The following is a 26,674-nucleotide window of genomic DNA, read 5'->3' as shown; positions in this document are numbered from 1 at the left end:
GCAGTCATCCGCCGGAGTCCTCGCATGCGCCTGTTGTTCCGCTCCCTGTTTTTGGCCGCGCTGGCGGTGTTGCTGTCCGGCTGCGGCTACAACGCGATCCAGCAGAAGGACCAGGCGGTCAAGGCCGGCTGGTCGGAAGTGCTGAACCAATACAAGCGCCGCGCCGACCTGGTGCCGAACCTGGTCAACACGGTCAAGGGCTATGCCGACCAGGAGCGGCAGGTGTTGACCGACGTGACCAACGCCCGTGCCCGCGTCGGCCAGGTGCAGGTCAACGCCGACGACGCCGCCTCGCTGCAGCAGTTCCAGCAGGCGCAGGGCCAGCTGTCCAGCGCGCTGTCGCGGTTGCTGGTGGTCAGCGAGAACTACCCGAACCTCAAGTCCGACCAGGCCTTCCGCGACCTGCAGGCGCAGCTGGAAGGCACCGAGAACCGCATCACCGTGGCGCGCGGTCGCTACATCCAGGCGGTGCAGGACTACAACACCTACATCCTGTCCTTCCCGCAGGTGCTCACCGCCAAGATGTTCGGCTACAAGGAGAAGCCCAACTTCTCGGTGGAGAACGAAGCGCAGATTTCCGAGGCGCCGGCGGTGAACTTCGGTGGCCAGCCCGCGTCCGCTCCACAGCAGCCGCAACAGCCGGCGCCGGCGCACTAAGCGTCGCTGCAGGCCGGCCCGACCGTGCGTTTCACCTCCGAGGCTGAGCGCGCCGCCGCAGCGACGTCGTGCGGTGGCACCCGCGCTGCGGCCGGCCGTCGACACGTCTGCGTCTGGCTGCTGCTGCTGGCGCTGCTGCCCTGGCTGGCCTGGGCGCAGGCCGAGGCGCCGATCCCGCCGCTGGATGCGCCGGTGGTCGACACCACCGGCACGCTGACGCCGAACCAGCGCCTGGAGCTGGATCGGCAGGCGGTGCAGTTGCAGCAGCGCAAGGGCAGCCAGCTGCAGGTGCTGGTGGTGCCCAGCACCGCGCCCGAGAGCATCGAGCACTACACCCAGCGCGCGTTCGACCAGTGGAAGCTCGGCCGCAAGGGCGTGGACGACGGCGTCCTGCTGGTGGTGGCCAAGAACGACCGGCGCGTGCGCATCCAGCCCGGCTATGGCCTGGAAGGCGCGATTCCCGACGCCACCGCCAACCGCATCATCCAGGAGTACCTGGTGCCGCGCTTCCGCGCCGGCGACTACAGCGGCGGGATTGCCGAAGCGACCGCGATGCTGGTCAAGCTGATCGACGGCGAAGCGTTGCCGGCGCCGGTCAGCGCGCACGCTTCGGCGTCGCGCGGCGGCGGCCCGGGATTCGGTTTCTTCGCCGGCCTGTTCGCGGCGCTGGTCGCGCAGGTGCTGTTCGCGCGGCTGTCGCGCCCGGTGCGCGGCGTGCTGAGCGGCGTGGTCGGCGGCGGCGTCGGCCTGCTGCTGAGCCTGTCGCTGTTCGTCGGCGTGCTGACCGGCGCGATCGGCCTGCTGCTGGGCCTGTTTGTGGGAATCGCACCGGGCCGTTCGGCCGGCGGCGGCGGTTGGGGCGGCTGGGGTGGTGGCGGCTTCGGCGGTGGCTGGGGCGGCGGTGGCGGTGGCGGTAGTTGGGGTGGCGGCGGAGGCGGCTTCGGCGGCGGCGGCTGGGGCGGTGGTGGCGGCAGTTCCGGAGGCGGTGGCGCCTCGGGGAGCTGGTGATGCGCCTGCTCCGGCACCTGTTCGCGCCGTCCGCACAGCGCCTGTTCCCGGCGGCCAGCCTGGAGCGCATCGGCGCGGCGATCGCCGAGGGCGAGCGCCTGCACAGCGGGCAGGTGATGTTCGCGGTGGAATCGGGGCTGGCACCGGCGCAGGTGCTGCGCGGCATGGCGCCGCGGCTGCGCGCCGAGCACGCGTTCGCACAGTTGCGCACCTGGGATACCGAGGCCAACAACGGCGTGCTGATCTATCTGCTGCTGGCCGATCACCACATCGAGATCGTCGCCGACCGTGGACTGCACGGGCGGGTGGACGCCGCACAATGGCGCCAGGTCTGCGCGCTGATCGAGCACGACATGCGTGCGGGCCAACCCGAACAGGCGGTGATCGCCGGCGTCGGCGCGGTGTCCGCGTTGCTGGCCGCGCACTTCCCGGCACAGCCGGGCCAGCAGGGCGAGAACGAACTGCCGAACCTGCCGCAGGTGCTGGATTGAGTGTGCTGCTGTGGTGGTTTGCGCTGTCAGCAGAGGCGCCGGTGTTGTGGAAGGGACTTCGGTCCCTAGGCGAGAGTGCCGGGCTGGGGCCTGATGGCTCTGCTCGTCGCGGCTGAAGCCGCTCCCACATCAGGGCGATGCCGCTCCCTGCATGGGGGGCGACGGGTGGCGTTGTGGGAGGGACTTCAGTCCCGACGCGATAGCGCCGGAGTGAATCCCATGGCTCTGCTCGTTGCCGCTGATGGCCTGGAGGCCACATGGGCCGTTCCCACAAGCAACGAGAGGCACGTGGCGTCTGGGCTGAGCATATTGTCCTGGGGTCGGTCGGTGGCAGATTCGTGCGCCTGCCAGCAGATGAAGCGCCACCCCGCTGCGCCGTCCGCAGTCGCGGCAATTAGCGGAGTCAGTGGCAGACGCGCGCGCCTGCCAGCAGATGAAGCGCTACCCCGCTGCGCCGTCCGCAGGCGCGGCAAGTAGCGGAGTCAGTGGCAGACGCGTGTGCCTGCCAGCAGATGAAGCGCTACCTCGCTGCGCCGTCCGCAGGCGCGGCGAGCAGCGGAGTCAATGGCAGACGCGTGCGCCTGCCAGCAGATGAAGCGCTACCCCGCTGCGCCGTCCGTAGGCGCGGCAAGGAGCGGAGTCAGTGGCAGACGCGTGCGCCTGCCAGCAGATGAAGCGCTACCCCGCTGCGCCGTCCGTAGGCGCGGCAAGCAGCGGAGTCGGTGGCAGAATAGGCACTCTTTGCCCCCGGCCGACGTTTGCGCATGACCTATCTCCACCAGATCGATCCCATCGCCTTCTCGTTCGGGCCGGTGAAGGTGCATTGGTACGGGCTGATGTATCTGGCCGGCTTCATCTCGGCCTGGTGGCTTGGACGCTGCCGCATCCGCGCCGGGCGCCTGCCCGGGGTGAACGAGGAGGGCTTCTCCGACCTGCTGTTCTACGCGATGCTCGGCGTGGTGCTGGGCGGGCGCATCGGCTACATGCTGTTCTATGCACTGTCCGATTTCCTGGCCGACCCGCTGCTGATCTTCAAGGTGTGGGACGGCGGCATGAGCTTCCACGGCGGCCTGCTGGGCGTGCTGGCGGCCTGCCTGTGGTGGACGCGCAAGGCGCGCCTGCATTTCTTCGACACCGTCGACTTCATCGCGCCGCTGGTGCCGCTGGGCCTGGGCTTCGGTCGCATCGGCAATTTCGTCGGCGGCGAGTTGTGGGGCAAGTTGACCCACGCCGGCTGGGGCGTGATCTTCCCGCACGCGCCGGCGACCGACGGGGTGGCCAACGCGCCAGCGCTGGAGAGCTTGATGAGCAGCGCGCAATTGCAGCAGCAGTACGCCGCCGGCCTGCTCGATCGCTATGCCCGCCATCCGTCGCAGTTGTACGAAGCAGCGCTGGAAGGGCTGGTGATGTTCGTGGTGCTGTGGACGTTTTCGATGAAGCCGCGCGCGCGCTATGCGGTGTCCGGCTTGTTCGCGCTGCTCTATGGCGTGTTCCGCTTCGCCGTGGAATTCGTGCGGGTGCCGGATGCGCAGCTCGGCTACCTGGCATTCCATTGGCTGACCCGCGGCCAGCAGTTGAGCATCCCGCTGATCCTGCTCGGCCTGTTCCTGCTGTGGCGCTCGCGCAGCGCGCCGGTGCTGCAGCCGGTGCCGCCGCCGGAGGTGAGCAAGTGAAGCAGTACCTGGATTTGCTGCAGCACGTGCTGGAGCGCGGCGCGGAGAAATCCGACCGCACCGGCACCGGCACGCGCAGCGTGTTCGGCTGGCAGATGCGCTTCGATCTCAACGACGGCTTTCCGCTGGTCACCACCAAGAAGCTGCACCTGCGCTCGATCGTGCACGAGTTGCTGTGGTTCCTGAAGGGCGAGACCAACATCGCCTATCTCAAGGACAACAAGGTCAGCATCTGGGACGAGTGGGCCGACGCGCAGGGCGAACTCGGCCCGGTGTACGGCAAGCAGTGGCGGCGCTGGACCGGTGCCGACGGTCGCGAGATCGACCAGATGCAGTGGTTGGTGGACGAGATCAAGCGCAACCCGGATTCGCGCCGGCTGGTGATCAGCGCCTGGAACGTGGCCGAGTTGCCGCAGATGGCGCTGATGCCCTGCCACAGCCTGTTCCAGTTCTACGTGGTCGACGGCAAGCTCAGCTGCCAGCTGTACCAGCGCAGCGGCGACATTTTCCTGGGCGTGCCGTTCAACATCGCCAGCTATGCGCTGCTGACCCACATGGTGGCGCAGGCCACCGGCCTGGGCGTGGGCGATTTCGTGCATACGTTGGGCGATGCGCATCTGTATTCCAACCACTTCGAACAGGCGCGCGAACAACTGGCACGCACGCCGCGGCCGTTGCCGCAGCTGCGGCTGAATCCGGCGGTGACCGATCTGTTCGCCTTCACCTACGACGACATCGCCATCGAGGGCTACGACCCGCATCCGGCGATCAAGGCGCCGGTGGCGGTGTGAGTGGCGGGGAGCGGGGAATGGAGAATGGGGAATCGGAAAAGGCGGCAGTGGCGGCGGGGACGGATTTGGAGCCGTCTACGCGCACCTCGCTGCAGTTGAGCCTGATCGCGGCGCTGGATCGGGCCAATGCGATCGGTCGCGACAACGACTTGCCGTGGCGCCTGCCGGACGATCTGAAGCGGTTCAAGGCGCTGACCCTGGGCAAGCCGGTGCTGATGGGGCGCAAGACCGCGCAGTCGCTGGGGCGCGCGTTGCCCGGGCGCTTGAATCTGGTGATGACCCGTTCCGGGCAGGTGCCGTTCGCGGACATGCAGGCGGTGGCGTCGCTGCAGGCGGCGATCGACGCGGCGCGCGCGGCCGGCGCTGCGGAGCTGGCGGTGATCGGCGGTGGCGACATCTTCGCCCTGACCCTGCCGCTGGCCGACGTGTTGTACCTCACCCATGTCGACACCGTGGTCGACGGCGCCGATGCGCATTTTCCCGCGTTCGATCCGGCGCAATGGGAGGTGGTGGCGCGGCAGGCGCATCCGGTGGATGCGCGGCATGCGCTGGCCTTCGAGTTCGTGGATTACCGGCGCCGGGCGGGCGCGGTGTAAGCAGCGGCTGGCGGATGCCGGCGCACATGCCGGGATTGTTAGGAGCGGCTAGCCGCGACACGCATTCCCGGGAACGCCTGTCGCGGCTGAAGCCGCTCCTGCGAAACCGCAACGTCTCGCGTTAGACCTATTCCTGCTCGGGCGCAGCAGAGGCAGCCGGCGCCGGTTGTCCACGGTTCGGCGCGCTGCGCCGCCGCGGCGTGGCGGTGCGCGCTGCTGGCGGCGGTCCCTGCACTGGTCGGCCGGGGACCTGCACGACCTGCAGGTCCTCGCTGTCCAGGCGCAGGGCAGTGAGCTTGCCGCCCCAGACCGCGCCGGTGTCGATCGCGTGCACGCCCTGGGTGATGGTCAGGCCCAGCGTCGACCAGTGCCCGCAGACGATCTTCAGGTCGCGCTCGACCCGACCCGGCACCTCGAACCACGGGTACAGGCCCTGCGCCTGGGTGCCGGGCGTGCCCTTTTCCTCGATCGCGATGCGCCCACGCGGGGTGCAGTAGCGGGCGCGGGTGAACAGGTTGATGATCGCGCGCGAGCGGTCGTAGCCGGTCAGGCCCGGCGACCAGGCCGGGCGGTCGCCGTACATGTTGCGGAACAGCTTGCGGTAGCCGTTGCCGTGCAGTTGCTGCTCGACCTCGCGTGCATGCTTCTCGGCCAGCGCGGTGGTCCACTTCGGCGCCAGGCCGGCGTGGATCATCATCCAGCCGAGCTGGCGGTCAGCGTGCAGCAGCTTCTGCATGCGCAGCCAGGTCAGCAGTTCGTCGCGATCCTCGGCCAGCACGATGCGTTGCAGGTCCGGATTGACCTTGCGCTGTTCGTCCGGGCTGCGCTCGCCGATCGCCAGCAGCGACAGGTCGTGGTTGCCCAGCACCACCACGCTGTGCTCGCGCAGCGAGTGCACCAGGCGCAGGGTCTCCAGCGATTGCCCGCCGCGGTTGACCAGGTCGCCGCAGAACCACAGCCGGTCCACCGCCGGATCGAAGCGGATCTTCTCCAGCAACTGCTGGGTGATGTCGTAGCAACCCTGCAGGTCGCCGATCGCCCAGACCGCCATCAGTGCAGGGTCCGCGGGACGGACAGCACGAACGGCGCGATCGCGGCGATGAAATGGGTCCCGTCGTCGGCTTCCATGTCGTAGTGGCCGCGCATCGTGCCGTGCTCGGTTTCCAGTACCAGCCCGGAGGTGTAGCGGAAATCCTCGCCCGGGCGCAGCCGCGGCTGTTCGCCGACCACGCCATCGCCGTCGACGCGTTCGATGCGGCCGTTGCCGTCGGTGATCTCCCAGTGGCGGGCGATCAGGCGCGCGGCGACGCGGCCGCGGTTGTGGATGCGGATCGTGTAGGCGAACGTGTAGCGTCCGTCCTCCGGCGCCGATTGGTCGTCGAGGAATCGGGGCGACACTTCGACCTCGATCCGATAGGGGGCGTCATCGTTCATCCCCACAGTTTAGAGCGTGTTTTGCCGTTTGAGGCGAGATGCGTCAGCGGTTGTCACGGCCGAGCCGCTGGCATGCGGCAATGGCCCTGGTGGCCGCCTGCGCGAACCGCCGGTGCGGGCTTGTTGCTGCGGCAAGCAGTGTGTAGGAGCGTCGTTGGCGGGCGGTCCGTGTTGTGCGGCTTGCGGCGCCGCGGCGTCGATGCGATGCCGTCGCCGCCACGCGCACGGCGCAGGCCAGCGAGGCCTGTGCCGGCGGCATGCCAGGTGCGGAGCGACACCCGCGCAGGGGCCTCACCACACAAGCAGGCAGATGCCGTGCGGCGAGGGACGTCCGCTCAGGCGTGCGCGATGTTGGCCAGGCGCACGAAGTCGGCGACCTCGAGCTGCTCGGCGCGCGCGTCCGGACGTACGCCCGCGGCCTCGAACTGCGCGGCATCGCAGACGCCGTTCAAGGCGTTGCGCAGGGTCTTGCGGCGCTGCCCGAATGCGGCGCGGACCACGTCGGCGAAGCGCTTGGGATCGGCGATGCCCACCGTCTGCGGCGGCCGCGGCACCAGCCGCACCACGGCCGAATCCACCTTCGGCGGCGGCCGGAACGCGCCCGGCGGCACCACGAACAGCGAGGTCACCTCGCAGTAGGCCTGCAGCATCACGCTGAGCCGGCCATAGACCTTGCTGCCCGGGTCGGCGGCCATGCGGTCGACCACTTCCTTCTGCAGCATGAAGTGCATGTCGGCGATCGCCGTGGCGTGGTCCAACGCATGGAACAGGATCGGCGAGGAGATGTTGTAGGGCAGGTTGCCGACCAGGCGGATGCGCGCGCCCTCGGCCAGGGCGGCGAAATCCACCGACAGCACGTCGCGGTTGAGGATGGTCAGTTCGCCGACGTCGGCCGCCGCCGCGGTCAGCGGCGCGATCAGGTCGCGGTCGAATTCGATGACGGTCAGCTGGCCATGCCGGCGCAGCAGCGGAAAGGTGATCGCGCCCTGGCCGGGACCGATCTCCACCAGCCGGTCGCCCGGCTTGGGATCGACCGCGCGGACGATGCTGTCGATGTAATGGCGGTCGCTGAGGAAGTGCTGGCCGAGGGATTTCTTGGCCGGAGCGCCGAAGCCGGAAGAGGAAGTCATGGCCGGCATTTTATCGGCATGCACGGGGTGGCGCGCGCTCGCAGCGACGCAGGAGCGGCATCACCGGGCCCGCCCTGGTTGCGGCAGATCGCGAACGCCGCCCGGCTATGCGCCTAGAACTGCGCGCGGCGCGCGGCCAGTTGCGCGCACAGCGCAGTGGCAGCGAACAGGCTGGAGGGGTCGGCCACGCCGCGGCCGGCCAGCTCCAGTGCGGTGCCGTGGTCGACCGCCACGCGTGGGTAGGGCAGGCCCAGGGTCAGGTTCACCGCCTGCTCGAAGCCGCTGTACTTGAGCACCGGCAGGCCCTGGTCGTGGTACATCGCCAGCACCGCATCCACGCTCGCCAGCTTCTGCGGCAGGAACGCGGTATCGGCCGGCAGCGGGCCGAGCAGGCGCATGCCCTCCGCGCGCAAGGCGTCCAGCACCGGCTGCATCACCTGGATTTCCTCCAGGCCCAGGTGGCCGTCCTCGCCGGCATGCGGGTTCAGCCCCAGCACCGCGACGGTCGGCGCGGCGATGCCGAACTCGCGGCGCAAGGCGGCCTCGGTGATGCGTAGGCTGCGTTCCAGCAGGGCTGGCGTCAGCGCATCGGCGACGGCGCGCAGCGGCAGATGGGTGGTGACCAGGGCCACGCGCACGATGGCGTTGGCCAGCATCATCACCACCTCGCGGCCGGCGTGTTGGGCCAGCAGTTCGGTGGTGCCGGTGTAGGCGATGCCGCCGGCGTTGATCGCCGCTTTATGGACCGGGCCGGTCACCACGCCGTCCAGTTCCCCGCGCAGGCAGGCATCGGCCGCCTGGGTCAGTGCGGCGATCACCGCAGCCGCGTTGGCCGGTTCGGTCGCGCCAAAACGGCTTGGCACGGCATTGGCGACCGTGCGCAGGCGCAGGTCGCCAGGGGCGAGGGCGGGGCTGGATTCGGGCAGCAGCTGCAGCGGCAGCGACAGCGCCGCCGCGGCGGCGCGCAAGGTGTCGGGATCGGCGAAGGCCAGGAGCTGGCAGTCGTGACGCGGCTGTTGCGCCAGCCGCACGCACAGCTCCGGGCCGATCCCGCCCGGCTCGCCCGGCACCAGCGCGAGCGAGGGGCGCATGGATCAGGGCTTGGCGGCGGGCGCCGGCGCGGGCGTGGCCGCCGGCGCAGTGGCGGCGTCGGTGTTGCCCACGCGCAGGTCGACGTAGGCTTCGCCGCGCATTTCCTGCAGGAAGCGGTTGTATTCCTCTTCCAGCTTGCGGCGGCCGATGGTCTCGCGGACCTGGGCGCGCTGGGTATCGCTGGTCACGTCGGTCTGGCGCTCGCCGACGCGCTGCACGATGTGCCAGCCGGCCTCGGTGCGGAACGGCTGCGAAATCTGGCCGTCCTGCAGGCTCGCGACGTGCTGGCCGAAGTCCGGGCCGAACGCGTCGGCCGGGAACCAGCCCAGATCGCCGCCCTGGCTGCGGCTGTTGGTGTCTTCCGACGCTTCCTTGGCCACGGCCTGGAAGTCGGCGCCGCCGGCGATGCGGGCGCGCAGCGTCTCGATCTTGGCCTTGGCGACCGCGTCGGGCTGCGCATCGTTGACCCGGATCAGGATGTGGCGGGCGTGGTACTCGGTGACCGTCTTCTTTTCCGGATTGGCCGAGGCGTCGCGCACTTCGACCAGCTTCAGCAGCTGGAAGCCGCTGGGGCCGCGCAGCGGGCCGGCGACCTGGCCCGGCTTCATGTCGCGGATCAGCTGCGCGAACGCGTTGGGGATCTCGTCCAGGCTGCGCCAGCCCAGGTCGCCGCCTTCCAGCGCGTTGGGACTGTCGGAATAGCGCACCGCCGCGGCGTTGAAATCGATCTCGCCCTTGTCGATCAGGTTCTTGACCCCGTCGATCTTGCCCTGAGCGGTCTTGATCTGCTCGGCGGTGGCGCCTTCCGGCAGGCCGACCAGGATGTGCGCCAGGTGGTACTGGGTGCCGGTGGTGGCTTGCTGCGCCAGCGCCGCGTCGACTTCGGCCTCGCTGACGTTGATGCGGCTCTGCGCAAAGCTCTGGCGCAGGCGCTGCACGGTGATTTCGTCGCGCACCGAGTTGCGGAAGTCGGTGTAGGACATGCCGTCGGCGGCCAGCTTCTTGCGCAGGCCGTCCACGTCGGTGCCGTTCTGCTGGGCGATGCTGGCGATGGCGCGGTTCAGTTCGTCGTCGCCGACGCGGATGCCGGTGCTGTTGGCGCGCGCGACCTGCAGCTTGACCAGGACCAGGCGCTCCAGCACCTGCCGCTGCAGCACGTTATCCGGCGGCAGCTGCGCCTCGCGGCCGGCATACTGCGCCTTCACGTTGCGCACGGCACGATCCAGTTCGCTCTGCAGTACGACATCCTCGTCGACCACCGCGGCGATGCGGTCCAGCGGTTGGGTTTGTTGCGCGGCGGCCGGAGCGGACACGCCGGCGATCGCCACCAGGGCGGCGAGAAAAACAGAAAGGGTCTTGGTCATGGAATCTGGTTCGGATCGTAAGCGTCCGGATCGGTCGTGGTGTTGCTGGGCGGGACCAAGTACAGGTCGTCGCGGTTGTAGCCGAGAATAGCACGGCGCAGAACGCGGTCCGTGTCCTGGCCCAGAGACGACAGCCCCTTGAGCACGAACTCGATCTGGAAGGCGGTATCCAACGCGCCGGTGCGGTTGCGCACGTAGCGCCGCGCCAGCGCCCGCACCGCCAGACAGCAGCTGTCCCACTGCACGCCGAGGATGCTTTCCAGCGGCTTCTTGTCCATCAGCGAGTAGTAATGCCGGCCAACGACGCTCCAGGTCGGATTGATCGGGTACAGGAACGACACGTCGGCCTGTTCCAGCAGATCGCGGCGGTAGCGGTAGGCGATATTGACGATGCCGTCGCCGGGCATCAGGTAGCGCGCGCGGAAGCTGGCCAGGTCCTTGCGCCGGTACTTGGGATCCCACTGGTAGGTGGCGCCCAGGTTCCAGCGATCGTTGATCATGTAGTTGGCATCGGCGACCCAGGCCGACTTGCCCTGCTCGATGGTGGTGTCGCTGTTGGGCAGGCTGACCCGCGAATCGCTGAAATACAGGATCTGGCCGAGGCTGACCGACAACTTCTCCTTGCCATCGTCCTGACGCAGCAGGCGCGAGCTCAGGGCCATGGTCAGCTGGTTGGCGTCGTTCTGCCGGTCGGCACCGGTGTAACGCGAATCGCGGAACAACTGGCCCCAGCTGAAGGTGAACTCGCGGGTGTCGAAGATCGGCAGGTCGTTCTGGTCGCGGTACGGCGTGTACAGGTAGAACAGTCGCGGTTCCAGGGTCTGCAGATAGTTGGTGTTGCCCCACTTGGTATCGCGGTCGAAGTACACGCCCGCATCGACCGTGGCGATCGGCAGGCTGCGCGAGGGCGTGGTGTCGCCGCCGAGCGTGGCCGCCAGATCCTTGTCCAGCTGATAGGCGGTATAACGCCAGGCCAGGGTCGGCTTGAGGAACCAGGCGGCGCCGGCCAGCGGCATCGAGATGTAGGGCTTCAGGTCCAGGCGGCTGCCGCCGGGGCGCGGGGTGACCACGCCGGTGCGTTCGTAGGTGCCGTCGGTGGTTTTCTGATGGATATCGTCGTGCACGAAGCGCACCGCTTCGCTGTACAGCCCGGCTTCGAAATAGTTGCCGAACGACTGGTCCCAGTTGAAGAAGGCGCGCGGCTGGCGGTTGTACGGCAGCGCATCCTCGGTCAGGGTGTAGTCGGTCAGCTGCCAGCGGTCGGCCATCACGCCCGCGGTCCAGGTCTCGCCAGTGCCGTAGACGCCGATCGTGCTCTGGATGTTGGACACCGCATTGCCGAGCAGGCGGTTGGAGAAGTCTTCGGTGTAGCGCTCGTCGCTGACCCAGGCCAGCGAGGCGCGCGCCTGCCACTGCGCATTGATGTTGTGGTAGCCCTGGTAACTGAAGCGGCCGCGATCCTTGTCGCGCAACTTGTCGTCCGGCAGGTAGGCGGCTTGCAGCTCACCCTTGCCACCGTCGTAGAGATAGCGGAATTCGCTGCCCAGCATCAGGCCGCGGCGGGCCATGAAACGCGGATACAGGGTGGCGTCGTAGTTCGGCGCGAGGTTCAGGTAGTACGGCTGGGTGTAGTCGAAGCCGTTGCGGCTGGACATGCCGATCGCCGGGAACAGGAAGCCGCTGCTGCGGCGATCGTCGATCGGGAACTTGAACCAGGGCGCGTACAGGATCGGGACGTTGTAGATCTTCAGGATCGCGTTGCGCGCGGTGCCGAAGCCTTCGTCGTTGTCGACGTCGATTTCCGGCGCGTGCAGCTCCCACACCCGCTGCGAGGGGTCGCAGGTGGTGTAGGTGGAGCGGTGCATCTGCCCCAGCGCGCCCTGCAGGTCGACCGAGTCAGCCTTGCCGTTGCCGCGGCGGGCCAGCAACTGGTAGCGGATGTTGGTGATCTTGTGGGTGTCGGTGTCCTGATTGCCCTCGGCGCGGTCGGCGATCATGCGGATCGACGAGTCCTGGTAGCGCACGTGACCCTCGGCAATGTAATTGCCGGTCTCGGTGTCCACCCGCAGGCTGTCCGTGCCCATGAACTGGTCGCCGCGCTTGAGCGCGACGTTGCCGGTGTAGTTGGGGATGGTGGTGGTGCCCGACAGCTGGTCGCCTTCGATATTGGTCGGCTGCTGCTCGCGATTCTGCGCCAGCTTGGGATCCGGTTGCTGCGCGTCGTCGAACTTGGGCAGCACGTCCGGGGTCGGGCACAAGCCCCAGTTCGGCGGCTTTTCAGCCGCCAATGCCGGCAGGCACAGGGCGATACTGAACGGAAGAGGGAGCAGGCGAAGGGTTCGGCGCACGCGCGTCAGGTATCGGGCGAAAACGGTCGCTAGCTTGCCCCATCCCGTGCATAGGGGCAATGAAGGCGTCCCCGGGGCGGGGGACGGGGTTCATCGGCCTGGCGGGGCGGGGTTTCGATCCGGGCGTGCCGCGCCGCGGCCGCCGCCGCGCGGGCGCGTACCCTCAGCGCAGCGCGTCGACGTGGGCGACGCTGCCCTCGCGCAGGGCCTGCAGGTCGTAGCCGCCTTCCAGCAGGGACACCACCCGGCCGCGCGCGTGCCGCTGTGCGACTGCGCGCAGTTCGGCGGTGATCCAGCCGAAGTCCTCGGTCTCCAGCATCAGGTCGGCCAGCGGGTCGCGCATGTGCGCGTCGAAGCCGGCCGAGATCAGCAGCAGCTGTGGCTTGAACGCGTCCAGCAGCGGCAGCATCTGGTCGGCCCAGGTGTTGCGGAAGCGGAAACCGCCGCTGCCCGGTGGCAGCAATGCGTTGTGCAGGTTGCCGACGCCGCGGTCGTGGACCCCGCCGGTGTGCGGGAACAGCCCGGACTGGTGGGTGCTGAGGTACTGCACCTTCGGCTCGCGCTCGAAGATCGCCTGGGTGCCGTTGCCGTGGTGCACGTCGAAATCGACGATGGCGATCCGCTCCAGGCCGTGCGTGTCGCGGGCGTGGGCGGCGGCCACGGCCACGTTGTTGAACAGGCAGAAGCCCATCGCGGTGTCGGCGGTGGCGTGATGGCCGGGCGGGCGCACCGCGCAGAAGGCGGTGTCGGTGACACCGTGCATCACCACATCCACGGCGGCGACGCCGGCGCCGGCGGCGCGCAGTGCGGCCGCGCGCGAGCCGGGCGAGAGGACCGTGTCCACGTCGAGCATTTGCGGGCCGTCGAGATCGGCCAGAACACGATCGATCAGTTCGCGCTCATGGACCCGGGCCAGGTCGCCGAGCTTGGCCAGCGGCGCCTCGCGCCATTCCAGCGCGGGAAAGGCCTCGCGCAGTGCGGTGGTCACCGCCTCCAGGCGCTGGGGCCGTTCCGGGTGTTCCGGTCCGGGCGCGTGGCCCAGGCAGGCAGGATGGGTATAGATCAGCATGCGCGGCCGCGGCCCGGGCGTGGCTCAGGCCTGGCGCCGGTCGTGGCGCCACAGCACTTCGCCGTGGCCGTCGGCCCGCGCCAGCACCCGCGCCAGCACGAACAGCAGGTCGGACAGGCGGTTGAGGTAGCGCACCGCTTCCGGGCGCACCGCGTCCTGCCGCGACAGCGCCACCGTCTCGCGCTCGGCGCGGCGCACGATGGTGCGGGCCAGGTGGCAGCGCGCCGCCGCCTCGCCGCCGGCGGGCAGGATGAAGTCCTGCAGCGGCGGCAGGGTGTCGTTGTAGCGGTCCAGGTGCCGTTCCAGCGCATCGATGTCGGCGGCATGGATGGCCGCGTGGCCGGGGATGCACAGCTCGCCGCCGAGATCGAACAACTGGTGCTGGATCGCAGTCAGCAGGTGCCGCACGTCCTCGGCCAGCGGGCAGGCCAGGACCACGCCGATCGCCGAGTTGGCCTCGTCCACGGTGCCGTAGGCGGCGACACGTGCCGAGTCCTTGCCGACCCGGTTGCCGTCGCCCAGGCCGGTGCTGCCGTCGTCGCCGGTGCGGGTGTAGATCTTGGAGAGGCGGTTGCCCATCCCGGTCAGTGACCGACCGGCTGGCCGCGCTGGCCCAGCCGCGCCAGCTGCTCGACGCCGACCTGGATCGCCGCGGCCAGCGCCACATACAGGCTGGCGCTGCCCAGGTAGGGCAGCAGCCAGTCGCTGTAGTTCTGCCACCAGCCGGCCAGTGTCGGGTTCGGCACGCTGCGGCTGACCCAGTAGAAGCTGCCCTGCGCCAGCAGGTGGCACAGCGCCACCGCCACCAGCAGGCTGGCGGCGGCCAGGCCCAGGGCGCGCCAGTCGGCGCCGCGGTAGCGCTGCGCCAGCCAGGCGCCGCCGGCCCACAGCACGAAGTAGGCCGGGATCAGGCACCAGTAGGCCGGCGACACGCAGTAGTGCTGCCAGAAATCCAGGCCCTGGCTGCGGATGACCAGGTAGTCGACCAGCACCGCCAGCGCCATCAGCAGCGGGAACGCCCAGCGGGTCCAGCTGCGCAGGTAGAAGCCGCCGACGAAGAACACCGCCCACGACGCGTCCGGGATCGCCCCGAAGTGGTTGATGCGGGTCGCGGCCAGCAGCACGGTCAACAGCAGCAGGGCGGGGAGGCGGTGGGCGGAAGGCGTCATGACGGCGGGCACCGGGGCACGTAAGACCCCGGATTCTACTGGAAGCGCGGCGCGCGCGAGCGCCGTGCGCCGCTGCCGCCACGGCACGCAAGCTGGGCGGTGGCGCTCACCGGGCAGAGGGGTGCGGGTCGTATCATGGCCGGATGAGCAAACGACATGACGTAGTGATCGTCGGCGGCGGCCTGGTCGGCGCCAGCCTGGCCATCGCCCTGGACCGGCTGGGGGTGGACGTGGGCCTGGTCGAGGCCGCGCCGCCGGGCGCGTTGCCGCCGGTGTTCGACCAGCGCAACCTCAGCTTCGCCGCCGCCACGGTCAACGCGCTGGGCGCGTTGGGGGTGATGCAGCGGCTGCGCGCGGCGACCGGCCCGATCCGCCGCATCCACGTCAGCCGCGCCGGCGATTTCGGCCGGGTGCGGCTGGAGGCCGCCGACTACGGACGCGAGGCCTTCGGCCAGGTGGTCGTCGCGCGCGACTTCGGCGAGGCGCTGGAGGCCAGCCTGGCGGCGACGCGGCAGCTGACCCGCTACCGCCCGGCGCAGTTCGTGGCACTGGAGCCCGACGCCGAGCATGGAGAGCGCCGGGTGCGGATCCTGCGCGACGGCAGCGAGCAGGTCCTGCACACGCGCCTGCTGGTCGGTGCCGACGGCAGCGCCAGCGCGGTGCGCGAGGCCTTGGGCATCGCCGCAACGCGCCACGATTTCCAGCAGACCCTGTTCGTGGCGCGGGTGCGCGGCAGCCGCCAGCCCGACGGCACCGCCTACGAGCGCTTCCGCGATGACGGCCCGACCGCTTTGTTGCCGCGCGGCGACCGCCATTACGGCGCGATCCACGCGGTCGCCGCCGAGGACGCCGACGCGGTGGCGGCGCTGGACGAGGGCGCCTGGCTGCAGCGGCTGCAGGACGCGCTGGGCTGGCGCGTCGGCCGCCTGCTCGGTAGCGGCGAGCGCAGTGCCTATCCGATCGTGCAGGTGCTGGCCGAGCGGCTGACCGATGCGCGCGCGGTGCTGCTGGGCAATGCCGCGCAGACCTTGCACCCGCTGGGCGCGCAAGGCTTCAACCTGGGCCTGCGCGATGCGCTGACCCTGGCCGAACTGATCGAGCGCGACGGCACCGACCCGGGCGCGCCGGCGCTGCTGCAGCAGTACGCGCAGCGCCGCGAGCAGGATCGCCAGCGCACGGTGACGTTCTCCGGCGGGCTGGCGCGGCTGACCGCCAACCCGGCCACGCTGCTGCGCCCGCTGCGCAGCCTGGGCCTGCTGGCGGCGGCGCAGGCCGCGCCGCTGCAGTCGTTCCTGGTCGGCGGCGCGATGGGCTTCCGCGGCGATGTGCCGCAGCTGTGCCGGGAGACGCGCGCATGAGCCGGCGCGGTGTGCTGGATGTGGTGGTGGTGGGCGGCGGCGTGGTCGGCGCGGCCTGTGCGCTGGCCCTGGCCGGCGAAGGCCTGGCGGTGGCGCTGGTCGAGGGTCGCGAGCCGCCGCGCTGGTCGGCCGACACGCCGGACCTGCGCGTCTATGCCTTCGCCCCGGACAATGCGGCGCTGCTGCAGGGCCTGGGCGTGTGGCCGCAGGTCCTCGCCGGCCGCGCCAGCGCGTACCGGCGCATGCGCGTGTGGGATGCCGGCGGCGGTGGCGAGTTGGCCTTCGACGCCGACACCCTGGGCCGCGACCAACTCGGCTGGATCGTCGAACACAATCTATTGGTCGAACAGCTGTGGGCGGCGCTGCCGGCGGCCGGCGTGCAGGTGCATTGCCCGGCACGGGTGGAGGCGCTGGAGCCGTCGGCCGAGCGTGCGCGCCTGCGCCTGGACGACGGCAGCCGCCTGGACGCGCGTCTGGCGATCGCCGCCGACGGCGCCGAGTCCACGGTGCGCGGCCTGGCCGGGCTGGACGCGCCGGCGCACGACTACGGCCAGCGCGGCGTGGTCGCCTTCGTACAGACCGAACAGCCGCACCAGGACACGGCCTGGCAGCGTTTCCTGCCGGGCGGCCCGCTGGCGTTCCTGCCGTTCGCCGACGGCCGCAGCTCGATCGTGTGGACCTTGCCCGAGGCCGAGGCGGCGCGGGTGCTGGCGCTGGACGATGCGGCGTTCGGCGCCGAACTGACCCAGGCCTTCGGCGCCCGCCTGGGTGCGGTGCGCGCGCTGTCGCCGCGGCTGGGCTTCCCGCTGCGCCGGCAACTGGTGGAGGCCTACCAGCGCGGTCGTCTGCTGGTGCTGGGCGATGCCGCGCACGTGGTGCATCCGCTGGCCGGGCAAGGCGTCAACCTGGGCCTGCGCGACGTCGCCGCGCTGGCGAAACTGGTGCGGCAGGCGCAGGCGCAGCGGGTCGACTGGGCGGCGCCGCAGCGGTTGGCGCGCTGGGCGCGTGGCCGCCGCAGCGACAACACCGTGGCCGCCTACGGCTTCGATGCGATCAACCGGCTGTTCTCCAACGACGAGCTGCACCTCACCCTGCTGCGCGGCCCGCTGCTGGGCCTGGCCGGCAAGCTGCCGTTGTTGATGCACGGCTTCTGGAAGCGCGCTTCCGGCGTGTGACTGCGCGCTCCGGCCCGGCGCGGCGGCCGCAGATTCGACCACGCGCGCCGAGCGGCGCCCGTACCCTCATCCGCCCCTTCGGGGGCACCTTCTCCTGGAGGGAGAAGGAAGAGCCAGCGTCGGCTGGTTTGCTTGAGCCCCTCTCCCCTCGGGAGATGGGTTGGGGTGAGGGTAGGGCGCGAAGCGCAGCACGCAGGCCGCGTTCCTGCCATGGAGAACGACGATGCAAGACGCGACCCGGACGCAGACCGTGGATCTGCTGATCTCCCACAGCCAGGTGCAGTTGCGCGCCCGCACCTTCGACGAGGCCGCCTGCCGCTGGGGGCCGCGCAACCTGGAGCAGGGGGCGATCCTGCACCGCGACTACGTGGTGTTCGATCCGCTGCCCGAGGACGCGTTCGGCGCGCAGGTGCACGTGGTGCTGGCCACGACGTTCGCGCCCGATCCGCGCGCGCAGCGGCGCATGCAGGTGCCGTTCCGGGTGAATCCGGATGCGCGGGTGCAGGTGGCGTCTGCCGCCGAGGCCTTCGATGTGACACTGGCGCTGCAGCCTGGCGACTACGCGCTGTACTACGAAGTCTGCGAAGGCGACGACGAGGTGTATTACCGGCTCACCCTGGTGCCGGCGGCGCAGCCGGTCGCGGCGCGCTATCTGCTGGATGATCCCTGGGGCGGGGTGCGGGATGCGCCGCTGCAGGAGGGACTGCTGTAGCTGTCGTCAGCGCGGTGGGCGAGGCGAGATGGAGGGCGTGTTGGACGACGCGCGCGGCGCGGCGATCGATGCGGCAGCGGCAGCTGCGCTGAAGCGAGCGCATGATGCTACGGCCGGCGCGTGACGGGTGTCTGCGATGTTGCCGCTTCAGAAAACAATCGCGCCGCATGCGGCGGGAAGGTCGCAGGCGGCGCGCGTGGTGGAGAGGGTGCGGGTCAGTCTACGCGTGGGTCGCGTCACGTCGACATCCAGCCTTCCAGGTCGGCCTTGCTCAGGCGGCCGTGGTGATGCACGTCGACGGCATCGAACTCGGCGTACAGCGTCGGGTCGGCCTTGGCTTCGGCGCGGCTGATGTAGCCGTCATGGTTGCGGTCGAGCTTGGCGAAGTCGATGTGGTAGTCGCCGACGATCGAGTTGGGTTCGACCGAGGTGACATTGATGATCTGGCCGTTCTGGTGCAGGGTCACTTCGTCCGGCGCCGACTGCGCCATGGCCAGCGCCGGCGCGGCAAGCAGCGCGAACGCGAACGGGACGAGACGAGGAACGATGCGGTTCATGGCACGACTCCTGTTGCTGGGAAGGAGTCAAGAACATAGGCCTGGCCGAATTAATCGACGCTAAAAAAATCGGGCGTTCGCATCTGCACGTCGGCGCTGTTTAGCAAGCGTTTCCAATGCACCCTGCAACGCGACCGAGGGTGCGCCGGCGCCCGCCATGGCGGCGCCGGACGCGTCTCTGGTGCGGCTACAGCCAGCCGGCCAACTGCGCGCGGCTGAGGCGGCCGCTGCGGGTGGTGTCCAGCGCGTCGAACTCGTCGGCCAGCGACGGATTGGCCTGCGCTTCGCTGCGGCTGATGTAGCCGTCGTGGTCGGTGTCCAGCGCCTCGAAGTCGATGCGGTAGCTGCCGGCCACACGGTCCGGCTGGATGCTGCGCACGGTCACCTGCGCTTCGCCGGGCGTGGCCGGCAACTGCACCTGGTGAGTGACCACGCCATTGCTGAGCGGCTGCGCGCGCACGTTGACCGGCACGTCGCGCAGCGGCTCGGTGGTGGCGCTGGAGGCAGTGTTGAGATTCTGCGCCGCGGCCGGCGCGACGCAGGCGCACAGGCAGCAGAGCAGGGCGAGGGAACGGCAGGACATGGACACAACGGACTCCAGTATGGCGATGGATGGCGTCCCCGGCTCAGCTGGGGATGAATGGAAACGCGAGCTTCAACAGGCCCTTCAGTCCGCCCTCGGCAGTGCTGGCGACGGCCTTGGCGCCGAGGCTGTTCAGGGCGCGGCGCACGTCCTCCCAGCGTAGCTTGCTCACGTCCTTCTTCAACAGGTCGGCGACCTCCTCGGCGGTGGGCGCCAGCTTCTGCAGTTCGTGCGTCACCTTCTCCGGCTCCGGTTGCAGGTAGCCCCAGCGCTCGGCGATCTTCAGCAGCGTGTCGAAGCGCACCGCCATCACGTCGCGGTTGCGCTCGTACACGGGCATGGCGCCGACGTCGACGATGGCCTGTTCGAAGCGTTGCTGGTCGTCGGGATGCTCGATGCGGATCGCCAGGAAGCCGTCCTTCTTGCTGCGCTCGCTGACATGCTTGGCCCCGGCGCGCAGGTTGTCCTCGGTCAGCACCGTGGCGACGATGCGCTGCAGCGCCGCCTCGTTGTCCTCCGGCACCAGCGCACGCCAGCGCGCATAGCCGTCGCGGCGCAGGCCCTTGACCTTGGCCGGGGTCACCCGCAGGCGCATCGCCACCGCGTTGTTGGAATCGCTGCGCGAGATCGCGCCGTCGCGTTCCAGCAACACGAAGATCAGCAGTTCCAGGTCGCGCTTGGTCAGCGACTGGAAGCCCTGCAGCAGGGTCAGGCGCAGGAATTCGTCGGCGAAGCCGGCCGGGTTGTTCAGTTCGATCGGCTGCATGTGCGCGGCCCTCCAGTCAGTGCAGCCAGGATGCCAGGCAGCCATTGCGCGGGCTGAGACGCCGCTGCGATACGCATCCCATCAGCGTCCGTGCTCGCGGCCGGGGCGGTCGCTGCGGAAGGTTTCGATCGCGCCGCGGTCCTGCAGGGTCACGTCGACATCGCGGCCGTCGGCGCCGCCGAAGGCCAGGTTGGTGGGCTTGCGGCCCTTGGTCGCGACCTCGTGCAGCAGCGTGCCGTCGGGGGCCAGCACGATCACCTTGCCGGCGTCGTAGCGGGCCACGTACAGGTTGCCGTCGATGTCGCAGCGCATGCCGTCCAGGCCGGCGTCGTCGAAACTGGCGAACAGCCGCTTGTTGGAGACGGCGCCGTCGGCCGCACGGTCGTAGACCCAGATCCGCCGCTGCACGCTCTCGTTGACGTACAGGCGCTTGCCGTCGGGGCTGACCTCGATGCCGTTGGTGGTCCCCATGCCGGTTTCGATCAGATGCGCGCTGCGGTCGCGGTCGATGCGCCACAGCTGGCCGCCGTCGTGCTTCCAGTCCGGGTCGCTGGCGTACAGGGTGCCGTCCGGCGCCATCGCGATGTCGTTGGGCTGGAACGCGCCCGGCAGCGTGGCGTAGACCTCGATGCGCTTGCTGCGCAGGGCGATGCGCAGGATGCGGTGCTGGCCGTAGTCCGCAACGTACATGCGTCCGCGGCGGTCGAAGCGGATGCCGTTGCCGATGCTGCCGTCGGGAAGATCCACGAACAGCGTGGCCTGGCCGCGGCCGTCGGCGTCGCGCTGGACCCGGCCGATGCTGCCGTCGTGGGCGAAGTTGACCACGTATAGCGCACCATCGGGACCCGTCGCAGGCCCTTCGATCTTGTCGGTGAATACGCCATCGCCGACCAGGTCATGGGCGCGGAACAGGGTCTCCTGCGCCTCGGCCGGGGCAGCCAGCAGCAGGGCGAGGGCGGCGAGCAGTGGGCGGCAGCGCATCGGGTGTCCGGACGGCGGGGGAGGCGGCAGTGTGCCAGAGGCCCCGGCGCATCGCGCGATAGCGCTCACAGTGCCGATGCCGCGCCAGCGGTTAGGGTGAAGCATCCTTCCGGTCGGAGTTGCGCATGGAGCCGTCCTCGCCGAATCGCCGCCGCCTGTTGCTGGCCGGTCTCTCCGCCACCGCCGCCGGTATGCTCGGAGCGTCCACGTGGGCGGCCACGCCGGCACGACGCCGCAAGCCGCTGGGCGTGGCCCTTGTCGGCCTGGGCGAGTACGCCAGCAGCCGCCTGGCGCCGGGGCTCGCCCTGACCCGGCACTGCCGCCTGGCCGGCATCGTCACCGGCTCGCCGCAGAAGATCCCGCAGTGGCAGGCGCGCTATCGCATCCCGGATCGCAACGTCTACAGCTACGACGAGCTGGAGCGCATCGCCGACAACCCGGACATCGACGTGGTCTACGTGGTCACGCCCACTCATCTGCATGCGCCGCTGAGCATCCGCGCCGCGGCCGCCGGCAAGCACGTGTGGTGCGAGAAGCCGATGGCGCTGCACGCCGAGCAGGCGCAGGCGATGATCGAGGCCTGCGCGCGCAACAAGGTGCGGCTGAGCATCGGCTACCGCATGCAGCACGAGCCCAACACCCGGCGCCTCATCGCCCTGGCCGGCGAACGCCCGTTCGGGGCGATGCGTAGCGTGCGCGCCGAGGCGGGCTATGCCGGCTACGGCGACACCGACCCGGCGCAGCGGCCGTGGCGGCTGCGCGCGCAGTACGGCGGCGGTGCGATGTACGACATGGGCGTGTATCCGCTCAACGCGGCGCGCTACACGACTGGCGCCGAACCGCTGGCGGTCACCGCGCGGCGTTCCACCGATCGGCCCGCGCTGTTCGACGAGGTCGACGAGCACATGCACTTCACCCTGGAGTTTCCGCATGGGATCACCGCGACCTGCGCGGCCAGCTTCGGCCGCACCATGAACCTGCTGCGCGCCGAGTGCGCGAAGGGTTGGTACGAACTGGCGCCGTTCCAGGCCTACGACGGCGTGCGCGGCCGGGCCAGCGATGGCCGCCTGTTCGACGCGCGGGTGCGCCACCAGCAGGCGCTGCAGATGGACGAGGACGCGCTGGCGATCCTGCAGGGCACGCCGCTGCGCGTGCCTGGCGAGGAAGGCTTGCGCGATATCCGCATCGTCGAGGCCATCCAGCGCTCGGCGCGGGAGGACGGGGCGCGGATCGTGCTGTAGCGGTGGCGGCGCCAATGCGCTCGTCACAGGAGCGGCTTCAGCCGCGATGGCTTTCCCGGGAAACCCATCGCGGTCGAGCCGCTGTTACGAAACACCGGATGTGGACGCGCGACCGCTCAGCCCGGGATCGCCAGCACCGTGATCTCTTCGCGGTCGTGGTAGAGCTGCTTGGCGCGCAACTGCAGCGGGCGCTCGGCACGCTCGGCGAACAGGTCCAGGCACAGCCGGGTCTCGTCCCAGCGCTTCTTCATCGGCAGCTTCAGATTGAAGATCGCGTGCCGGCACCAGCCCTCGCGGAACCAGGTGGCCATGCGCTCGGCGACGCGGCGCGGTTGCTCGACCATGTCGCAGACCATCCAGTCCAGCGGCTGGGGCGGTTTCCAGTGGAAGCCGTCGGCGCGCAGGTGGTCGACCAGGCCGCTGTCGAGCACGTGCTGGCGCAGCGGGCCGTTGTCCACGCTGGTCACGTGCAGGTGCTGGCGGGTCAGCACCCAGGTCCAGCCGCCGGGGGCGGCGCCGAGGTCGGCCGCGCGCATGCCCGGGCGCAGCAGCGTCTCGCGCTCGTGCGGGGTCAGCAGCGCCAGCAGCGCTTCTTCCAGTTTCAGCGCCGAGCGCGAGGGCGCCTCCGGCAGCAGCTTGAGGCGCGGAATGCCCAGCGGCCACGGCGCGCTGTCCTCGCTGTCGGCCACCGCCAGCAGGGCGTGGGTGCCGGTCACGAAGCACACGTGCAGGCGCGGCAGCCGCGGCTGCGGCTTGTCGCTGAGCAGGCCGGCCTTGCGCAGCGCGGGACGCAGCGCGTTGCCGAAACTGCGCGCCAGGCCCGACAGCGGCTTGCCGGCGTCCGAGTCCGGATGTTCGACCCACAGGTCGCCGAAGCGGGGCTGTCCGGCAAGCGCCTGCAGGATCGGCGCGATGCGGTCGCTGGCCGGCAGCTCGCGCAGGTCGGCCAGCAACTGCAGCTTCTGCCGGGCGAAGATCAGCCCGCGCCAGGGCAGCGCCTGCGCCGGCACCGCGGTGTCGCTGAGCAGCAGCGCGTAGCCGCTGTTGCGCTCGGTGCGCGCGTAGGCGGCCAGCCCGGCCTCGCCGGCGCGGGCGTTGAGCTCGGCCGCCAGTTCGGGTTCGAAGCCGGGCCGGCAGTAGCACAGCAGGCCATGGACCAGCGGGCCGTTCTCGAAGGACATGGGCAAGCCTTCCGGCGGGGTCAGTAGCGGGGGCTGTCGAGTTCGCCGTAGCGGCGCAGCACCGCGCAGGCGGCGTCGCGGTGCAGGCCGCGCACCACCTCGATGCCGCGGCGCTGCAACTCGCCGACCCAGTCCGCCGGCAGCGGGCCTTCGTCGAACGGGGTCAGCGCCATCACGTCCTCGGCGCTGGCACCGATCAGCAGGCGGTCGATGCCGGCCCAGATGGTGGCGCCGTAGCACTGGCAGCACGGCTGCGAGGAGGTGGCCAGGGTCACCGGCGACAGCACCGCGTTCAGCCGCGGGGTCTGCAGGCGCTGCTGGGCCAGCATGTAGGCCATGTTCTCGGCATGCGCCAGCGAGGTGGTCTGCGGCACCACCCGGTTCACGCCGACGGCGATGATGCGGTGGTCCGGGCCGAATACCGCCGCGCCGAATGGGCCGCCGCTGCCGGCATCCACGTTCAGCCGCGACAGTTCCACCGCCAGCGCGACCTTGTCGGTATCGCTGGCGTAGACGGCCTGCGGATCGACCGCCTCGTGGATCCAGGCGGGCAGGGTGAGGTGGACTTGCGCGTAGAGCATCAGCGGACGGGTTCGGCAGGCTGGGGGGCGCGCAGTGTATCGGCTTGCGCGGGGCGCGCGCTGCATTGCCCGGCCACGCAGGAGCAGCCGGCGATCGCGGGCGAGCCGCACACGCTCATGCGCCCGCTGGCCTGGCACTGCGCCATCACCCCCTGCGGATCGGTGGGGCTGTCGCGGTTGACGCAGGCCGGCATCGCGCCGCAGCAGTTGCCGACGTTCTTGACGGTGCAGTCGGCATCGGTGCGGCAACTGGTGTCGACCTTGATCGGCAGGCCGGGCGCGGATGCCGTGGGTGCCGGCGCCGGCTCCGACGGCTTGGCGGTCTCGCTGCGCGCGCAGGCGCTGGACAGCAGCATGCCGGCGATCAGGCACAGGGAACACAGCAACGACGCGAAATGACGGGGCATGGCGATCTTCCGTGCGGTGGAGTGCGGCCATGGTAGCAACCCACCGCGCCGCCGCCGGGTCAGCGGCGCACGACCGTCATCGCGTCGGCGCTTTCCTCCGAGATCCGCAGCGCTGTGCCGTCCAGCGCCTGGTGCAGCGCCTGGCGGATGCTGACCTGTCCCTTCACCGCGTTGACCGGCAGCGAGGCGAGGCCGGGATCGCGGTACACGACCATGCAGCCGGTGGCGTGGGCCAGTTGCTGCGAGACCTCATCGAAGCGCCCGGCCGGCAGGTCGTAGGCATGGTCGGGGACGGTGTCGCACTTGCCGGTTGCCGCCGGTGCGCTGGCGGTGACGGCCGAATCCGGTGTCGCGGCGGAAGGTGCGGTGGAAGCGTTGCTGCAGCCGGCGAGTGCGAAGACCAGCGCGAGGACGGGGCAGCAACGGCGCAGGAGGGTGTGCATGGCGCGATTCCCGTGAGAGGACCTGCGCCAGTCTAGGCAGCGCCGCTTAACCGGGCTTGGCTTCGTGCGCTGCGGGCTGCGGCCGCGCGTGCACCAGCGTGCACCACAGCACGCCGCCGAGCAGGCAGGCGATCGCCAGCAGTTCCAGCGCGGTCGGCCAGCGCTGCTCCCACAGGAAGCCGTACAGCAGCGCGAACACGGTCTCGAACACGATCATCTGCCCGACCAGGGTCAGCGGCAGCAGCCGGCTGGCGTGGTTCCAGCAGGCGTTGCCGATCACCGAAGCGAACAGCGCCAGCACCAGCGCCATGCCCCAGAAGCGCATCCAGTCGGCGCCGGCATGGGCCGTGCCTGACAGGGCGAACGCCGGCAGCGCCAGGGTCAGGGCCAGCGCGCCGGTGACCACGCCGGTCAGCAGCGACCAGTCGCGGCCGGACAGGTCCGGGCGCCGCCGCAGCCAGCGCGCGTTCTTGATCGAGTAGGCGGTCCAGCACGCCAGCGCGCCGACCGCACAGGCCAGTCCCGCCGCACGCAGGCCGAGGCTGGCGGGAATGTGCGGCCGCGCCACGGCCAGGGTCTGCACCGCGACCAGCGCCACCCCGAGCACGCACAGCGCGCAGGGCGCGGCGAGCCGGCGCAACCGCACCGCGCCGGCCGCGCGCGAACCGATGACGGTGACCGCCGCCGGCAACAGGCCGATGATCAGCGCGGTGGCGGCGCCGCCGGCCCACTGCACCGCGCTGCCCAGCAGCACGTAGTAGACGATGTTGCCGAGCAGGCTCAGGCGCAGCAGCGCCCACCATTCGGGCGCGCCCAGCGGCGCGGTCGCGGCGCGCCAGCGCGGCAGCAGCACCACGGCGGCGATGGCGCCGTAGGCCAGGTAGCGCGAGATGGCCAGTTGCAGCGGCGAGAAAGCGCTCAGCAGTTGCGGCGCCAGGAACACCAGGCCCCACAGCGCGCCCGCGACCATGCCGGTGCCGACCCCTGCCCATAGACGTTCGCGCATGCGGTTCGTTTCCGTGTCGGCCGTGTCAGCCGTGACGGCTCAGCATGCCGGTGCCGGCAGCGGCCGGCTTGTCCCAGACTCCTGTCCTGGCGCCGGGCGATGACGGCGGCGGTAGGCGGCCGGGGTCTGCCCGGTGCTGCGCTTGAGCGCGCGGGTCAGCGCGCTCTGGTCGGCATAGCCGCTGTCCTGGGCCAGGTCGGCGATCGGCCGGTTGCCATGCGCCAGCTGTCGGCGCACCCAGTCCAGCCGCCGTGCCGCCACCCAGTCCTGCGGCGTGCGTCCGAACGCGGCGCGGAACAACGCGTGCAGGCGACTCGGACTCAGGTGCGCCAGCTGCGCCATGCGCCGCACCGGCCAGTCCTGGCCGGGCGCGGCCTCGATGCGCCGGCACAGCGCCTGCAGCCGCTGCCAGCCGCGCGGCGCGGTGTCCGCCTGCAGCCAGGCCAGCACGGCGGCGCCGGCTCGGGCATGGGCGGCAGCGAGGTCCGGATGCGGTGTCTGGTCGGCGAGCAGATCCTGCAGCGGCGGCGGCAGGTCGAGGAAGGGCTGTCGCCGCAGGCGCTCCAGCGCGTCGTCGCCGAAGGCGTCGGTGCGGCAATCGACGATCAGGAAGCGGTTGGCATCCAGCGCGGACTGCGCATGCCGGGTCTGCGGCGCGACCACCGCGGCGCGGAAACGGTCCAGATAGCCGCCGCGGCCGTCCACTTCCAGCTCCAGCGTGCCGTGCAGCGGCAGCACCAGTTGCACGTGGCCATGCTGATGGGCGGCGCCATCGCGGCCGTAGCTGCGCAGGCTCAGGGACGGGGTGGGGGACATGCCCGTTACGCTAGCGCGCGGGCGGTGGCGGGGGAAGGGCGGGGA

At 70.5% G+C, this 26,674-nt stretch carries 29 protein-coding genes; 10 read left to right on the top strand and 19 right to left on the bottom strand.

Going from position 1 to position 26,674, the window contains the following annotated elements; genetic code table 11:
• The first annotated feature begins 24 nt into the window (after positions 1 to 24).
• From RAB70_RS20640 to RAB70_RS20615, 6 genes are all read left to right on the top strand, one after another.
• Positions 25 to 657, top strand: a complete 633-nt coding sequence (locus RAB70_RS20640) for a LemA family protein (protein ID WP_148827861.1) — start codon at positions 25 to 27, stop codon at positions 655 to 657.
• Between the two features lie 117 nt (positions 658 to 774).
• Complete coding sequence (locus tag RAB70_RS20635; RefSeq protein WP_265531639.1) at positions 775 to 1,665, top strand: TPM domain-containing protein; 891 nt, start codon at positions 775 to 777, stop codon at positions 1,663 to 1,665.
• Complete coding sequence (locus tag RAB70_RS20630) at positions 1,665 to 2,156, top strand: TPM domain-containing protein (protein ID WP_265530868.1); 492 nt, start codon at positions 1,665 to 1,667, stop codon at positions 2,154 to 2,156. Before RAB70_RS20635 ends, RAB70_RS20630 begins: the two co-directional genes overlap by 1 nt.
• A 764-nt stretch (positions 2,157 to 2,920) precedes the next feature.
• Complete coding sequence (gene lgt / locus RAB70_RS20625; RefSeq protein ID WP_148829863.1) at positions 2,921 to 3,829, top strand: prolipoprotein diacylglyceryl transferase; 909 nt, start codon at positions 2,921 to 2,923, stop codon at positions 3,827 to 3,829.
• Positions 3,826 to 4,620 (top strand): thymidylate synthase, encoded by a 795-nt coding sequence (locus tag RAB70_RS20620; RefSeq protein ID WP_026143716.1) that lies wholly within the window; start codon positions 3,826 to 3,828, stop codon positions 4,618 to 4,620. Before lgt ends, RAB70_RS20620 begins: the two co-directional genes overlap by 4 nt.
• 89 nt (positions 4,621 to 4,709) lie before the next feature.
• Complete coding sequence (locus RAB70_RS20615) at positions 4,710 to 5,216, top strand: dihydrofolate reductase (protein WP_192578985.1); 507 nt, start codon at positions 4,710 to 4,712, stop codon at positions 5,214 to 5,216.
• Positions 5,217 to 5,343: 127 nt separating this feature from the next.
• Here RAB70_RS20615 and RAB70_RS20610 read toward each other — a convergent pair whose 3' ends face one another.
• The 9 genes from RAB70_RS20610 to RAB70_RS20570 form a co-directional block, all read right to left on the bottom strand.
• The gene (locus RAB70_RS20610; protein WP_017916442.1) at positions 5,344 to 6,267 is read right to left on the bottom strand and encodes a symmetrical bis(5'-nucleosyl)-tetraphosphatase; all 924 of its coding nucleotides are present in this window, start codon (positions 6,265 to 6,267) and stop codon (positions 5,344 to 5,346) included.
• Entirely contained in the window at positions 6,267 to 6,650 is a 384-nt protein-coding gene (gene apaG, locus RAB70_RS20605; RefSeq protein ID WP_010340000.1) for a Co2+/Mg2+ efflux protein ApaG, read from the bottom strand. Before apaG ends, RAB70_RS20610 begins: the two co-directional genes overlap by 1 nt.
• Before the next feature lie 335 nt (positions 6,651 to 6,985).
• Positions 6,986 to 7,780, bottom strand: coding sequence for a 16S rRNA (adenine(1518)-N(6)/adenine(1519)-N(6))-dimethyltransferase RsmA (rsmA, locus tag RAB70_RS20600; protein ID WP_148829864.1), 795 nt, complete (start codon positions 7,778 to 7,780; stop codon positions 6,986 to 6,988).
• Between the two features lie 113 nt (positions 7,781 to 7,893).
• Positions 7,894 to 8,871 (bottom strand): 4-hydroxythreonine-4-phosphate dehydrogenase PdxA, encoded by a 978-nt coding sequence (gene pdxA, locus RAB70_RS20595; RefSeq protein ID WP_148829865.1) that lies wholly within the window; start codon positions 8,869 to 8,871, stop codon positions 7,894 to 7,896.
• A 3-nt stretch (positions 8,872 to 8,874) separates the two neighbouring features.
• Positions 8,875 to 10,236 (bottom strand): peptidylprolyl isomerase, encoded by a 1,362-nt coding sequence (locus RAB70_RS20590; RefSeq protein ID WP_148829866.1) that lies wholly within the window; start codon positions 10,234 to 10,236, stop codon positions 8,875 to 8,877.
• Positions 10,233 to 12,584: an LPS-assembly protein LptD gene (gene lptD / locus RAB70_RS20585; RefSeq protein WP_148830593.1), complete on the bottom strand. Its 2,352-nt coding sequence runs from the start codon at positions 12,582 to 12,584 to the stop codon at positions 10,233 to 10,235. The genes RAB70_RS20590 and lptD overlap by 4 nt, the downstream gene beginning before the upstream one ends.
• Before the next feature lie 163 nt (positions 12,585 to 12,747).
• Entirely contained in the window at positions 12,748 to 13,653 is a 906-nt protein-coding gene (locus tag RAB70_RS20580) for a histone deacetylase family protein (protein WP_265530867.1), read from the bottom strand.
• Between the two features lie 24 nt (positions 13,654 to 13,677).
• Positions 13,678 to 14,232, bottom strand: a complete 555-nt coding sequence (locus tag RAB70_RS20575; RefSeq protein ID WP_017913876.1) for a cob(I)yrinic acid a,c-diamide adenosyltransferase — start codon at positions 14,230 to 14,232, stop codon at positions 13,678 to 13,680.
• A gap of 5 nt (positions 14,233 to 14,237) precedes the next feature.
• Entirely contained in the window at positions 14,238 to 14,822 is a 585-nt protein-coding gene (locus RAB70_RS20570) for a hypothetical protein (RefSeq protein ID WP_148829712.1), read from the bottom strand.
• A gap of 143 nt (positions 14,823 to 14,965) precedes the next feature.
• Here RAB70_RS20570 and ubiH point away from each other — a divergent pair, with 143 nt between their 5' ends.
• The 3 genes from ubiH (at position 14,966) to comJ (ending at position 18,067) form a co-directional block, all read left to right on the top strand.
• Entirely contained in the window at positions 14,966 to 16,180 is a 1,215-nt protein-coding gene (gene ubiH, locus RAB70_RS20565; RefSeq protein WP_148829711.1) for a 2-octaprenyl-6-methoxyphenyl hydroxylase, read from the top strand.
• Positions 16,177 to 17,355, top strand: a complete 1,179-nt coding sequence (locus RAB70_RS20560; protein WP_148829710.1) for a UbiH/UbiF family hydroxylase — start codon at positions 16,177 to 16,179, stop codon at positions 17,353 to 17,355. The genes ubiH and RAB70_RS20560 overlap by 4 nt, the downstream gene beginning before the upstream one ends.
• A gap of 223 nt (positions 17,356 to 17,578) precedes the next feature.
• Positions 17,579 to 18,067: a competence protein ComJ gene (gene comJ, locus RAB70_RS20555; RefSeq protein WP_148829709.1), complete on the top strand. Its 489-nt coding sequence runs from the start codon at positions 17,579 to 17,581 to the stop codon at positions 18,065 to 18,067.
• 236 nt (positions 18,068 to 18,303) lie between these two features.
• Here comJ and RAB70_RS20550 read toward each other — a convergent pair whose 3' ends face one another.
• From RAB70_RS20550 to RAB70_RS20535, 4 genes are all read right to left on the bottom strand, one after another.
• Positions 18,304 to 18,624: a hypothetical protein gene (locus tag RAB70_RS20550; protein ID WP_010340011.1), complete on the bottom strand. Its 321-nt coding sequence runs from the start codon at positions 18,622 to 18,624 to the stop codon at positions 18,304 to 18,306.
• Positions 18,625 to 18,811: 187 nt separating this feature from the next.
• Complete coding sequence (locus RAB70_RS20545; RefSeq protein ID WP_017915448.1) at positions 18,812 to 19,207, bottom strand: hypothetical protein; 396 nt, start codon at positions 19,205 to 19,207, stop codon at positions 18,812 to 18,814.
• A 43-nt stretch (positions 19,208 to 19,250) separates the two neighbouring features.
• Complete coding sequence (locus RAB70_RS20540) at positions 19,251 to 19,973, bottom strand: hypothetical protein (RefSeq protein WP_148829708.1); 723 nt, start codon at positions 19,971 to 19,973, stop codon at positions 19,251 to 19,253.
• Positions 19,974 to 20,054: 81 nt separating this feature from the next.
• The gene (locus RAB70_RS20535; protein ID WP_148829707.1) at positions 20,055 to 20,954 is read right to left on the bottom strand and encodes an SMP-30/gluconolactonase/LRE family protein; all 900 of its coding nucleotides are present in this window, start codon (positions 20,952 to 20,954) and stop codon (positions 20,055 to 20,057) included.
• 125 nt (positions 20,955 to 21,079) lie between these two features.
• On the opposite strand from RAB70_RS20535, the gene RAB70_RS20530 reads away from it, so the two are divergent.
• Positions 21,080 to 22,195 carry a Gfo/Idh/MocA family protein gene (locus RAB70_RS20530; protein ID WP_148829706.1) on the top strand — a complete coding sequence of 372 codons (1,116 nt, stop codon included), beginning with the start codon at positions 21,080 to 21,082 and terminating at the stop codon, positions 22,193 to 22,195.
• A 116-nt stretch (positions 22,196 to 22,311) separates the two neighbouring features.
• On the opposite strand, the gene rlmM is transcribed toward RAB70_RS20530, so the two are convergent.
• The 6 genes from rlmM to RAB70_RS20500 are packed head-to-tail and all read right to left on the bottom strand — an operon-like array spanning position 22,312 to position 26,629.
• Positions 22,312 to 23,376 (bottom strand): 23S rRNA (cytidine(2498)-2'-O)-methyltransferase RlmM, encoded by a 1,065-nt coding sequence (gene rlmM / locus RAB70_RS20525; protein WP_148829705.1) that lies wholly within the window; start codon positions 23,374 to 23,376, stop codon positions 22,312 to 22,314.
• A gap of 20 nt (positions 23,377 to 23,396) precedes the next feature.
• Complete coding sequence (locus tag RAB70_RS20520; protein WP_017907752.1) at positions 23,397 to 23,957, bottom strand: nucleoside deaminase; 561 nt, start codon at positions 23,955 to 23,957, stop codon at positions 23,397 to 23,399.
• Positions 23,957 to 24,364 (bottom strand): hypothetical protein, encoded by a 408-nt coding sequence (locus RAB70_RS20515; protein ID WP_148829704.1) that lies wholly within the window; start codon positions 24,362 to 24,364, stop codon positions 23,957 to 23,959. The genes RAB70_RS20520 and RAB70_RS20515 overlap by 1 nt, the downstream gene beginning before the upstream one ends.
• Positions 24,365 to 24,423: 59 nt before the next feature.
• Entirely contained in the window at positions 24,424 to 24,807 is a 384-nt protein-coding gene (locus RAB70_RS20510; protein WP_148829703.1) for an STN domain-containing protein, read from the bottom strand.
• 46 nt (positions 24,808 to 24,853) lie between these two features.
• The gene (locus RAB70_RS20505) at positions 24,854 to 25,813 is read right to left on the bottom strand and encodes a DMT family transporter (RefSeq protein ID WP_265530866.1); all 960 of its coding nucleotides are present in this window, start codon (positions 25,811 to 25,813) and stop codon (positions 24,854 to 24,856) included.
• A gap of 39 nt (positions 25,814 to 25,852) precedes the next feature.
• The gene (locus RAB70_RS20500) at positions 25,853 to 26,629 is read right to left on the bottom strand and encodes an AraC family transcriptional regulator (RefSeq protein ID WP_265530865.1); all 777 of its coding nucleotides are present in this window, start codon (positions 26,627 to 26,629) and stop codon (positions 25,853 to 25,855) included.
• Between the last annotated feature and the right edge of the window lie 45 nt (positions 26,630 to 26,674).

It is taken from the genome of Xanthomonas sontii (assembly GCF_040529055.1).
Lineage (GTDB): Bacteria > Pseudomonadota > Gammaproteobacteria > Xanthomonadales > Xanthomonadaceae > Xanthomonas_A > Xanthomonas_A sontii.
This window is presented reverse-complemented; position numbering and strand designations above follow the sequence as displayed.